This window comes from Halomonas sp. GT (assembly GCF_002082565.1).
GTDB lineage: Bacteria > Pseudomonadota > Gammaproteobacteria > Pseudomonadales > Halomonadaceae > Vreelandella.
Genome location: NZ_CP020562.1, coordinates 927,061 through 939,643, shown reverse-complemented (window position 1 = coordinate 939,643; position 12,583 = coordinate 927,061). Strand labels below are relative to the sequence as shown.

The 12,583-nt window shown below is 52.0% G+C and carries 11 protein-coding genes; 3 read left to right on the top strand and 8 right to left on the bottom strand.

Translation table 11 applies throughout. From position 1 onward, the window contains the following. Positions 1-242: 242 nt before the first annotated feature. Positions 243-752 (bottom strand): porin family protein, encoded by a 510-nt coding sequence (locus B6A39_RS04340; RefSeq protein ID WP_083001735.1) that lies wholly within the window; start codon positions 750-752, stop codon positions 243-245. A gap of 117 nt (positions 753-869) precedes the next feature. Next, on the bottom strand, positions 870-1,790 hold the full coding sequence (locus B6A39_RS04335; protein ID WP_083001733.1) for an EamA family transporter: 921 nt from the start codon (positions 1,788-1,790) through the stop codon (positions 870-872). 153 nt (positions 1,791-1,943) lie between these two features. Between B6A39_RS04335 and B6A39_RS04330 the strand changes: the two genes are divergently transcribed. Further along, on the top strand, positions 1,944-3,128 hold the full coding sequence (locus B6A39_RS04330; protein ID WP_083001731.1) for an acetate/propionate family kinase: 1,185 nt from the start codon (positions 1,944-1,946) through the stop codon (positions 3,126-3,128). Further along, complete coding sequence (gene pta, locus B6A39_RS04325; protein WP_083001729.1) at positions 3,125-5,308, top strand: phosphate acetyltransferase; 2,184 nt, start codon at positions 3,125-3,127, stop codon at positions 5,306-5,308. Before B6A39_RS04330 ends, pta begins: the two co-directional genes overlap by 4 nt. A 200-nt stretch (positions 5,309-5,508) precedes the next feature. Here the strand turns inward: pta and cyoE are convergent, their stop codons facing one another. From cyoE to B6A39_RS04295, 6 genes are all read right to left on the bottom strand, one after another. Next, on the bottom strand, positions 5,509-6,432 hold the full coding sequence (cyoE, locus tag B6A39_RS04320) for a heme o synthase (RefSeq protein WP_009722392.1): 924 nt from the start codon (positions 6,430-6,432) through the stop codon (positions 5,509-5,511). After that, positions 6,390-6,719 (bottom strand): cytochrome o ubiquinol oxidase subunit IV, encoded by a 330-nt coding sequence (gene cyoD / locus B6A39_RS04315; protein WP_083001727.1) that lies wholly within the window; start codon positions 6,717-6,719, stop codon positions 6,390-6,392. The genes cyoE and cyoD overlap by 43 nt, the downstream gene beginning before the upstream one ends. Before the next feature lies 1 nt (position 6,720). Then, positions 6,721-7,332, bottom strand: coding sequence for a cytochrome o ubiquinol oxidase subunit III (gene cyoC / locus B6A39_RS04310; RefSeq protein WP_083001725.1), 612 nt, complete (start codon positions 7,330-7,332; stop codon positions 6,721-6,723). Further along, entirely contained in the window at positions 7,332-9,359 is a 2,028-nt protein-coding gene (gene cyoB / locus B6A39_RS04305; protein WP_083001723.1) for a cytochrome o ubiquinol oxidase subunit I, read from the bottom strand. Before cyoB ends, cyoC begins: the two co-directional genes overlap by 1 nt. A gap of 2 nt (positions 9,360-9,361) precedes the next feature. Beyond that, entirely contained in the window at positions 9,362-10,414 is a 1,053-nt protein-coding gene (cyoA, locus tag B6A39_RS04300) for a ubiquinol oxidase subunit II (protein WP_083001722.1), read from the bottom strand. Positions 10,415-10,687: 273 nt separating this feature from the next. Further along, the gene (locus B6A39_RS04295) at positions 10,688-11,455 is read right to left on the bottom strand and encodes a DeoR/GlpR family DNA-binding transcription regulator (RefSeq protein ID WP_083001720.1); all 768 of its coding nucleotides are present in this window, start codon (positions 11,453-11,455) and stop codon (positions 10,688-10,690) included. A gap of 260 nt (positions 11,456-11,715) precedes the next feature. Between B6A39_RS04295 and B6A39_RS04290 the strand changes: the two genes are divergently transcribed. Further along, entirely contained in the window at positions 11,716-12,558 is an 843-nt protein-coding gene (locus tag B6A39_RS04290; RefSeq protein ID WP_083001718.1) for an outer membrane protein OmpK, read from the top strand. Positions 12,559-12,583 lie beyond the last annotated feature (25 nt).

Sequence of the window (12,583 nt, the reverse complement as noted above, 5' to 3'; positions counted from 1 at the left end):
TTAGGTGGAATACTTTAGTCTAACAAATCATTAGCACGCTAACAATATTTTCATTATGAACAAGCGCTCAATAAAGTCACTCCAATGACTTTCTCTCAATACATTAACTTATTATGTGAACCAGCCCCCTACTAGCGTTAGCCAGCCCCCCTTTGTTTAGCGCAAAAAAAAAGCCCTATCGCTAGGGTTAGCAATAGGGCTTTGTTTCTGCTGGCAGGTTAATCAAGTGTTAGGCGATTGCCTTAAAAACGGTACTTTAGGCCTACACTGGCAGCATCAAAATCATAGGCAGATTTATCCAGATAGCGCATGTAGTCAGCGCCTACTGATACATTGGAACTGATATCCATTTCCGCACCGGCACCGTAGGAGAAACCGGTTTCACGGTCGTTGTTAATATCAACCTCAGTGAAGCCCGCTAAGCCATACAAACGCACTTCCGGTGCAATGGGTACGATACCTTTCGCATAAGCACCTGCAACGTGATCTAGCTCGGCGCCACGATCTGAACCACCCGTGCCCAAATGACCTTCTAAGGCGAAATAGTCATTGAACTGTGCCCCACCGCGGAGACGCAAACCAACGTCATCGCGTGAAGAGCCTCTTTCTGGGTTCAGGCTCCAAAACATGGCATCGCCGCCCACATATCCTTGTGGGTACTGGAAGGATTGTTGCGCTTGAGCCGATGCCGCGAACGTACCCGCACCAACTAAAAGAGCGGCAGAGGTGAGTGATAATACGGTCATCTTCATAAGTTAAACCTCAGTTAAAAAACAGCGTTTCCTTACACTTTTTAATTTTGGCTTATACTTTAGGAGAACGCAATCTTCCGGCCCAACTTGCATATAGTTTCCTTTTTCCTCTCCTGCTTACCTACCTTTAGAAAGGCTGAGCACAACAATGCCACCAACGACCACTGCCCCACCTACGAGTTGGCTTGGGCTTAGCATCTGACCTAGAACGATATAACCAAGCAGTAACGATGCTACTGGCTCGAAGTTCATAACCGGTGCATTGCGCGCCATGTCCAGGCGTGGCACAAAAATAAACAGTAGGGAAAAAGCACTACCGTATAGCAAAGCTAATAAGGCTAGTCCTGTCCAGCCTGCGCTGTTATCTGGCAAGCTCATTCCCCCAGGAACCGCCCCTAGCAACCCGCCAACGATCATGACAATAAATACCGTTTGCATGGTCAGCAGGCTACGTAACGTGCTGCCTACCCTTGCTAATCGATGCTCGGTGACCCAAAGCGCACAAGCAAACGCAAAAGCGGCACTTAGCCCGAACCCTATACCGACCAACCATTCAGGTCCCATGGCATTGGCATCCGCGAACCAACTCGGTATATCGAGTACCACTAGCAGCCCAATTAAAATCGTGCCCATAATCAGGCAACTGCGCAGCGAAGGCCGAGGACCGCCTAGCGCCCAACTTAACAGCGCTAATTGAATAGGAAAGGTGTTAACAAGCAACAATGCAATGACCACCGGCAAACGAGCCACTGCTGAATAAAGGCTCACACTTTGGATGGCAATCAGAAGCCCTACTGCCAGCTGCCATGGCCATGTGCCGGGCGGTAGCCAAAGCCGCTTTTTTTGAACCACGACCAGTGTCAGCAAAATCAAACACGCCACGCCTGAACGCATCAATACCGCAAGAAGTAAGCCAGTACCATTATCAAACGCAAGCCGCGCGGAAACGTGGTTAGCTGCGAACATAGTAGCCACCGACATCATCAAAAAAATGGCTAGGTGGCGAGGCAGTAGCGTTGGTAACGACGTAGAAGGCATAGGAACAAAACGGCTCACGTTAAGTAGATTAAACAGCAGGATGACGACATTTAATGGTGAAGGCTAACGAAATACCGCGCTAATATCATGCATCGCAGCATGTTATACTAAGGTCTACCCCTCTTTTACGCTAACTACTTTATAAAGGTTGTTATGAACACACCGGTGCTGGTCATTAACTGTGGCTCTTCTTCTATCAAATATGCATTGATTGATTCTGACCCTCAGGCACCGCGCTTAGCTGGCCTAGCAGAGCGTTTAGGGAGTAGCGAAGCCCGTTTAAAAGGTAAGAACAGCGCGGGGGAAAGCTTTACCCAAGCGCTGCCCAATGCTGATCACGCTGAAGCACTAAGCGCTATCCTTAAGCGCCTGGAAGGTCGAGTACCTGGCGCAGTTGGGCACCGCATTGTTCACGGCGGCGAACACTTCACCCAGGCAGCTATGATTGACGATAGCGTTGTAGCCGCGATAAAAACCACCGCAGCACTCGCGCCACTGCATAACCCTGCTAACTTGGCTGGTATTGCCGCCACCCGACACGTCTTTCCAGACTTACCTCAGGTAGCGGTGTTTGATACGGCCTTTCACCAGACACTGCCGCCTCGTGCCTACCGCTACGCCCTACCGGAAGCGCTGTACACAGAGCACGGCATCCGTCGCTATGGTTTTCATGGCACTAGTCATGCGTATGTCAGTCAGCGTGCTGCCAAATTAAGTAGCCGCGGTGCGGGTGGTTGGTTAACCGCCCATTTGGGGAACGGCTGCTCTACTAGTGCCATATGGAACAATCAAAGCCTGGATACCAGCATGGGGCTTACGCCGTTAGAAGGTTTAGTGATGGGAACCCGCAGCGGCGATGTTGACCCTGGCTTGCACGCTCACCTCCACCGCCAGCTTGGCTGGTCAATGGATGAGATCGATAACGTACTCAACAAGCAGAGTGGTTTGCTGGGCCTTTCCGGCCTAACCAATGATATGCGTGAAGTAGAAGACCAAGCACTGGCTGGCCATAAAGGTGCCAAACTGGCGCTAGAGATATTCTGCTACCGCATTGCTAAATCGTTAGCCGCCCTATCTTGCGCCTTGCCTCGACTCGATGGCGTTATTTTTACCGGCGGCATCGGCGAAAACTCACCGATCGTTCGCCGTGATGTACTGGCGCTACTGCCCCACTTTCGTTTCAGTTTAGATGACGTGGCTAATGAAGCCACTACTCGGGGTAAAGAAGGCAAGCTGGACAACGCCGACCACGATGGCCCCGAAGTGTGGGTAATTCCTACGGATGAAGAGGGTCGTATCGCCTTGGAAACCCGCCACTGTGTGGAGACGACTAAATGAACAACACTGTCGAGCAACCCCAAGCTATCTTACTGGTACCCACCAGCATGGGCGCGGGGCTAACCTCCGCATGCCTTGGGTTAATTCAAGCACTGGATACCATCGGCTTGAAAGCCGGTTTTTTAAAGCCATTTATGCAAAATGAGCTAAACGGCCCAGGGCTTGACCGCTCAACAGCCCTGGTGTCGCGCACGCTCAACCAGCGCCCGCCGTCGCCTATTTCCCAGGCAAGGCTAGAACGCTTATTGCGTGATGATCAAACCGATGAGCTAATGGAGAACGTCATTGAGCTCTTTGAGCAGGTCACCCAGCAAGCCTACAGAGATGGCAGCGCACTAGATTTGGTCGTAGTAGAAGGCGTTGTTCCAACCCAACATACCACTTACGCCACCCAAACCAACGCCCAGTTGGCAGATGCGCTTAATGCGCGAATCATTTTGGTCGGCACTGGCGATTTAAACGAGCCCCAGCGACTTGCCGAAGAGCTGGACATGCATGCTAGAAGCTTTGGTGGCGTTAGCTCCAGCCGCACGCTTGGCGGCATTTTAATGCGCATGAAAAACCTGCCCTATGGTCAGGAAGACGACCTTTCTGCAGCACCCGGCACGATTAAGCCCCACCTTGAAGAGCCGATACTCAATGAACTGCGTCGCTATTCGCCAGCGCTAGCAACAGACAGCTTTCACCTGATTGGCGTAGTGCCTTACAGCAATACGTTAAGCGCACCGCGCACCTTAGATGTCGCGCGAGCGCTGAATGCCAAGATGCTCAATGAAGGGGAAGCCGCTAGCCGCCGCGTGCTTTCTACTAGCCTGTGCGCACGAAGTGCCGCCAATGCACTGCATATTTTCAAACCGGGCAGTTTAGTTGTCGCCTCTGGGGACCGTGACGACGTAATGCTGGCATCTGCCTTAGCAACCATGAACGGCACCCAGCTAGCGGGTGTGCTGCTCACGAATGGTTTCATGCCTAACGACAATATGATTGAAATGTGTCGCCCGGCACTAAAAACCGGCTTGCCAGTACTGGCAGTGGAAACCGACAGCTTGACCACGGCGCAAAACCTGAGCCAGTTGAGTAGCGAAATCCCCATGGACGATTTCGAACGAGCTGAGCAGGTAGCACGCTATGTGGCTGCCCACATGGATTTAGAGTGGCTTAAAGCCAAGCTCAGCCGTGGCTATATCCACCGTTTGTCCCCATCAGCGTTTCGCCATCAGCTTGTCAAACTTGCCCAGCAAGCCAAGAAGCGCATTGTATTGCCTGAAGGCGATGAGCCGCGCACCATTGAAGCCGCGATTGTGTGTCAGCGGCGTGGCATTGCCGACTGCGTCTTGCTCGGTAAGCGTGAAGATATCGAAAGCGTTGCCCGTCATCGCGGCCTGACGCTGCCGGGTTCGCTCACGATTATTGATCCTGAGAGCACCCGGGCCAGCTATATCAGCCCGATGGTAGAGCGTCGCCGCGGCAAACTGAACGAGCTAACCGCTGAAGCCCAACTCCAGGACAATGTAGTGCTGGGCACCATGATGCTGCAATTAGACGAAGTCGACGGTCTCGTATCAGGTGCCGTGCACACCACCGCCAACACGGTGCGCCCAGCGTTTCAGCTGATCAAAACGGCACCGGAATATAATCAGGTATCATCGATCTTCTTTATGCTGCTGCCTGAGCAGGTGGTGGTGTATGGCGATTGTGCGGTTAATCCTGACCCCGACGCCGAAACCCTAGCGGAAATCGCCTTACAAAGCGCCCGCTCCGCTGAAGCGTTTGGCATTGAACCGCGAGTCGCCATGATCAGCTACTCCACTGGCGACTCTGGCACCGGTGCGGATGTAGATAAAGTGCGCGAAGCTACCCGCATCGCCAAAGAGCGCGCCCCACACCTCGCGATCGATGGTCCGCTACAGTACGACGCGGCCGCCATTGAAAGCGTTGGTAAGCAGAAAGCACCCGACTCCCCTGTCGCGGGCAAAGCTACAGTGTTTGTTTTCCCGGATCTGAACACTGGCAACACGACGTACAAAGCCGTACAGCGTAGCGCTCGTGTGGTCAGCGTTGGCCCGATGCTGCAGGGTTTGAATAAGCCAGTGAACGATCTTTCCCGGGGCGCGCTGGTCGACGATATCGTTTACACCATTGCACTCACCGCGATTCAAGCCAGCCAACGGGAGAGCTAGGCCACTAGCTACTCTTTGTATCTACTAATAAAAACGCCCCGAACAGTGAATAAGCTGCTCGGGGCGTTTTAGGTTGAAGCCTCTATCGAAGGCAAAGGGCTGAGTCAACCCGTATCGGGGGTCTTTCGCCAGGGATGGCGAAAGTAGCGCCCAGGGATGGGTTTACAGCGCCCCTGCCAAGGGTTTTCAGTCCGCTCGCTTCACGCCCACATAGGCACCATGGCTTCTAGCACCATCACTAAGCTCATTGCAGTAATCGTCAGAATCGATACACCGAACACCTTTTTGGCCCAGCGCACATCATCACCCAGTCGAAAACCACACAGCGCTAGATACAGCCAGTAACCGCCCATTGCTAATGCAACGCACAGATATCCTGTGCCCGCTTTGCTCGCCAGCACCAAGGCTAGTGATGCGGGAATAAACGCGACGATGTAGCCCAAAATGTGGTGTTTTGCCCGTTTGATACCATGCACCACCGGCAGCACCGGAATCGATGCCCGGCGATAATCCGCATAGCGAAAAATCGCAATGGCATACGAATGCGGCATCTGCCAAAGGCAGAAGATAACCAGTAGCATGAAAGCACCGCTATCAAACTGCCCCGTCACCGCACAATAACCAACGACCGGCGGCATCGCCCCAGAAAGGCTGCCTACCAACGTGCCGTACTCAGAGTGCCGCTTCATATAAAGGCTATACACCCCAACGTAAACACCCCAGCCGATCACCGCTAGTGCCACGGTTAAGCCGTTGGTGCCCAACGCCAAACACACCACGCCTGCGACCCCAAGCAGCGCCGAAACGCCTAATGCCTGAGTAATAGAGATACGCCCTTTGGCCAAAGGGCGATGACGCGTACGCGCCATCAAAGCATCAATATCACGGTCAATAACGTTGTTACAGGCACAGCCAGACGCAATGACCAGTGCAATACCCAACATGACCGTACTAAACGTGACCCAATCAAAGGTACCGTGGGCGGCTAAAAAATAGCCGCCTAAGGTCGCAATGAGATTGCCGCCAATAATGCCTGGCTTTGTCAGCGCGAGCAGGTCACGCCAACGGCTAGGCACCACCGTTAGCCGATCATCATGTTGAGATGCAGATGCTGCATGATCCATAAAGAGCCCCCTACCACCAAGACAAGTATCGTCAGCGTGAAAACGAAAGACATTACGTTCCACCCTTCGTCGGCGTTGGTGTTCATATGCATAAACATGACCAGCTGAACCAAAATCTGCAGCACGGCTGTTACTGCGATAACGACCACCGTTGTGGCGATGCTTAGTGCACCGCTCATAACGACCGCGAATGGAATCACGGTTAGCACTAAAGATAGCAGAAGCCCAGTCACATACGATTTAACGCTGCCATGGGAAGAAGTTGAATTAGATGAAGAATGGCTCATCTCACAGCACTCCCATTAAATAAACGAACGAGAAAACACAGATCCAGACGATATCCAGAAAGTGCCAGAATAGGCTTAGGCACAGAATCCTGGGGCGAGTCATCGGTGTTAGCCCTTTGGTAGAAAGCTGCACCAACATCACGAGAATCCATACCAAACCAACGCTCACGTGTAGGCCGTGAGTACCCACCAGGGTGAAGAATGACGAGAGAAATGCACTCTGATCCGGCCCATAGCCTTGATGAATCAAGTGCTGGAACTCATAGAGTTCCATGCCAACAAATGCCGCACCCAGCAGGAAGGTTATCGCTAACCACGCCTTTACCTGGCCAATGCGCTCAGCATTCATGGCTAACACGCCCATGCCGAAAGTAAAGCTACTAAACAGCAGCAAGAAGGTTTCGACTAGCACGAAAGGCAGCTCGAAAATATCTGCCGCGGTCGGGCCGCCCGCCGTGCCTTTCATGAGCACGGCGTAAGTAGCAAACAGTGACCCGAAGATCACCAGATCGCTCATTAGATAGACCCAAAAGCCGAATACTTTGGTGCCGCTGGCATCATGGTGCTCATGGGGCTCAGACGTTGCGCCATGGTGTAGGGTATCGGTAGCCATTACGCTCGCGCCTCCGCATAGTTTGTCTGCTTACTATCAGTTGAGTCACTGGCGGGCGGTGCGGTTTTACGCTGCTGGTGCTCACGCTCAATCCGCGCCACTTCTGCGGCAGGTACGTAGTAGTCGATATCATCGTTGAAAACACGCGCTAAGAAGCTGATGACTACGCCAAGCGCGCCCACCGCGGCTAGCCACCAGATATGCCATACCAGTGCAAAACCAAGTACCAGGGCAAACAAGCTGATAACCGGCCCTGCCACGGTATTGCGAGGCATGTGGATATCGGTATAAGGCGCTTCATCCAACTGCTCGTTGCTACGCTGTTTTTGCGACCAGAAACTGTCGATATCACCAACTTCTGGCAAACGGGCAAAGTTGTAGAACGGTGCTGGTGATGACGTTGACCACTCCAATGTACGGCCATCCCATGGGTCGCCAGTCACATCAGCATTCAGTTTGCGATCACGAATACTCACCCAGAACTGAATAATGGTGCAGGCAATGCCCATCATGATGATAACGGCACCTACCCAGGCCAGGATCATCCACGACTGCCATTCAGGGTTGGCATAGGACTGCATGCGGCGCACCGCCCCAAAGAAGCTCAACACATAGAGCGGCATAAAGGCGACATAGAAGCCAATAAACCAACACCAGAATGAACGCTTACCCCACTTCTCGCTAAGCGTGAAACCGAAGGCTTTGGGGAACCAGTACGTTAAGCCCGCCATCATGCCGAATACCACGCCACCAATAATCACGTTGTGGAAGTGGGCAATCACGAACAGACTGTTATGCAGTACAAAGTTGGCCGCGGGTAGCGCCAACATCACGCCGGTCATACCGCCTAAGGTGAAAGTAATAATAAAGCCTAAGGTCCATAGCACCGGCGAGGTCAGCTCCAGGCTGCCGCGGAAGATAGTGAACAGCCAGTTGAATACTTTCACCCCAGTGGGAATGGCAATGATCATCGTCATAATGCCGAAGAAGGCGTTGACGTTGGCCCCAGCCCCCATGGTGAAGAAGTGGTGCAACCAAACGATGAACGACAGCAGTGTGATCGCCACTGTGGCCCATACCATAGTGGTGTAACCAAACAGACGCTTACGAGCGAAGGTCGCGATCACTTCAGAGAACACGCCAAAAGCTGGCAGGATCAGGATGTACACTTCCGGATGGCCCCAGGCCCAGATGAGGTTGACGTACATCATCATATTGCCGCCAAAATCATTGGTGAAGAAGTGCATGCCGAAGTAGCGGTCTAGGGTTAACAGCGCGATAGTTGCGGTAAGAATCGGGAAAGAGGCAATGATCAGGACGTTGGCACAAAGCGATGTCCAGGTAAAAATAGGCATGCGGAACATGGTCATGCCTTTAGTGCGCATTTTCAGGATCGTAACAAAGAAATTAATCCCGGTGAGCGTCGTACCTATGCCAGATATTTGTAACGCCCATATCCAATAATCGACCCCCACACCAGGGCTAAACTCTATCCCCGAAAGCGGCGCGTAAGCGAGCCAGCCAGTTTTGGCGAATTCCCCTACTACCAGAGAAATATTAACCAGAATCGCGGACACCGCGAACAGCCAAAAACTCAGGTTATTCAGGAAAGGAAAAGCAACGTCGCGCGCACCAATTTGCAGCGGCACCACCAGATTCATCAAACCGATGACCATGGGCATCGCAACGAAAAAGATCATAATCACGCCATGGGCGGTAAAGATCTGATCATAGTGTTCAGGAGGGAGGTAACCCGCGGCCCCACCAGCAGCCATAGCTAACTGGGTACGCATCATAATCGCATCGGCAAAGCCGCGTAGCAGCATCACCAAGGCAACCACAAAATACATAATACCGAGCTTTTTGTGGTCAACGGAGGTAAACCACTCGTTCCACAGCCAGCCCCACTTTCGGTAATAGGTTAATGCGCCGATAAGCGCAGCACCGCCAATCGCCATCATGGCGGCAACGATCATAATGATCGGTTCGTGATACGGAATCGACTCTAACGTCAGTTTTCCAAACATGCTTAACCCCCCGCTTCAACGCTTGTGGGATGGCCGCTCATCGCGTGATCCTCACTAGCATGCTGATTGGTAACGTGGCCAAACGCGGCCTGATGATGGGTAGCGCCTGCGCTTTCTAGCTCGCCAGACTCGCCGTGGCTATCGTCAACATCACTGACGGCTTCGTGGTTAACATGGTCGCCATGACCACCGTGCCCACTGCCACCGGTATGAAAGCTGGTCAGAATCGACGTATAGAGCGCCGGAGACACCTCAGAGAAGTACTCGACCGGGTGGTATTCACTCGGTTTGACTAAATCGCTATAGCGTTCGGGATAGGTCAGGGTTTCATTGGAAGCCCGCACGTTTTCAACCCACATCTCAAAATCTTCAGGGGTGGTAACGTGAGCATCGAAAGTCATTCCAGAGAAGCCCGAACCGCTATAATTAGTGGAACGGCCTGGATAAACGCCGACGTCATCTGCAATTAGATGAACATCGTTATCCATACCCGCCATGGCATAGATTTGGCTGCCTAAGCGCGGAATAAAGAACGCATTCATCACCGAACCAGAACTGACACGAAAACGCACCGGCGTATCCACAGGAAAGGCCAGCTCGTTGACACTGGCAATGCCTTGTTCGGGGTAGATGAACAGCCATTTCCAGTCCAGCGCTACCACTTGGATTTCCATTGCGGCGGTATCGCTTTCGATGGGCTTATGGGGATCTAAACTATGGGAGGTTTTCCAGGTAAGAAACGCTAAGACAGCGATGATTAAACAAGGCACTGTCCATACCGCGACTTCAATCGCATTAGAGTGCGCCCAGTCGGGTAGGTATTTAGCAATATTGCGATTGCTGCGCCGATAACGCCAACCAAACAGCAGCGTCATCACTATCACCGGAATCACTACAATTAGCATCAGCCCAAATGAGGTCAGTATTAGCGAGCGTTGCTCAACGCCAATCTGCCCCTTGGGATCCAACAATGCAGAACTGCAGCCCGTTAACAACAGGCACAACATGACGAGCACGAATGTGCCTCGCCTGCGCCAGAGGGTATGTCGTTGCATGGTGTGATCTCGTCAGAGAGTTGTCCAAAACAGCGCACTATTTGGCCAGCTTAATAGCTAGCTAAATAGCCCGCTAACTAACACCCCATACTTTTCCCAGAACAGTGAGTACGTAAGCGTTGCTTCGGGAAAAATATGCGCTACCGAAGGGGTTGGTAGCGAGCCATAGCTCATACACGCCACGCATGCATAAACTAAGACTAAAGTATTTTCTATTGATCTGGATCAATCAGAAAGAGACGCTTTGCCGCACCCTGAATGCTTCAGAATATGTTAGGTGACAGTCACGCTAAGCGATGCCTGGGGAAGGCAATCTTGTAATTTAGGTGCATGCTCATCGTCGGTTACGACAATATCAAAATCGGATAACGCGGCAAAATAGGCTGGGCGAACTAAGCCAAATTTGCTGGCATCAACAACCAACAAACGTTGCATAGCGGTCGCAATGGCAGCCTGTTTTGGCGCCACCTCATGAAAATGAAAACAGCTAACGCCCCTTTCGCAATCTACCCCAGCCGCAGAGATCAGTGCTTTATTAATGCCTAAACGCTCAATGGCAGCACGCATACCATCACTGCCAAACGATTGCGATGAGGCATAAAACAGCCCCCCTAGCAGCACTAGCCGCACATTAGGCAACGCGGCCACTGAATTAGCCACATTAAGGGCATACGTCACCACAGTAAGCTCGCGGAAATGGCTCAACTGACTAAGTAACGGAATCAACGTTGAACCGCAGTCAATAAAGAGCGTATCGCCGTCTTCGATAAAGCTGGCTACTCGCTGACAGAGGCGGTGTTTGATCTGATAATGGCTCGCCTGTTGCTCAGTCAGATCATACACCGGCGTTACGCCAGGGTAGTTTGCCATGACTAACCGACCGCCCAACAAGCTAATCGCCGAAGGCTGCGTAGTAACGTCCCGACGGATCGTCATTTCAGAAACACCGCACAGCTCAGCAGCATCGCGTAGATGCAATGTTCCCCCACTGGCAAGCGCTTCTTGCAACATTGCCAAACGCTGAGCGCTTCGGTCATTCATAGCAAACCTCTCCTTTAATCCCAAGTTCAGATGTTATTTGTTATCAGCGGTTAGCGGGTATCCAAGGCCTATGCTGAGCCAGCCCCCATGATATTTCCACTGTCAGAGGCCGCCCTTTGGCTATTTGAAAGTCATATCACATATACATAGCGTTGATGTCGTAATACTTGCAAATCAACGTTAAAAAAATAACACTCAATGTTATAATTTTAACATTACTGCCAGCCCACACGACTCATAACAACCTTGTTGAGGCTTTCATGACTGCTCAAACCCTTTCTCGTTCTTCTTTCGTCACGCTTGGCGCTGGCGTTTTGCTGGCTAGCTCCGCGCTGGTAACCCCTGCGTTAGCAAGCGACACCCCCTCTTCACCAATGACTCCTCTTTGGTCGTTTGCCAACGTTTCGGTGAACTACTTGGATTGGTCTAGCGGCACTGAAGCGCGTACTGCTAATAACGCAGCAAAAAGTGATTTCACGTTTGTAGAAATTGAAGGCGGCGTAGGTTACAGCTGGGGTGAATTCTACGGTTTCTTCGATTTCGAGAACCCAACCAACGATCAGTTTGACGAATCAAGCGGCGGTAAAGACAACTTTCGTACCGCAGGAAAAGTCACCTCGCATATTTATTTAGGCGACAGCCCGCTATCGATCTACGCGCACCTGTACGACTTCCGCGATTATGGTTTCAACGCTCGCGAGCAGGATCAAATTCTCGGTCTAGGCTACCGCACGACGTTCGACAACGGCCTATGGCTCAAACCGTTTATTGGCGCAGCGCGTGTACAGAGCGACGGCTACACTGGCATGAATGGCTTTATGGCAGGCTGGGTAGCAGGTTATGACTTCTCAGCACTCAACCAGAACTTCAGTGTCACTAACTGGCATGAACAAACCTTTGGCCGTGACGACGAGTACCTGGAACAAAACTACGTGGGCGGTAAAGCGGGCAGCGTGGGCACTAACGGCGCGCTTAGCTTGTGGTGGCACCCTTCTGAGCTGATTACCACCGGCGTGCAGTATCGCTACTCAGACAATAAGCTGGGTACTCCGAACGCTTACCAAAATGCGATGATTTACTCAGTAAAATTAAACTTACTGTAATCGCTTCACTTCACACGCTCGGAAG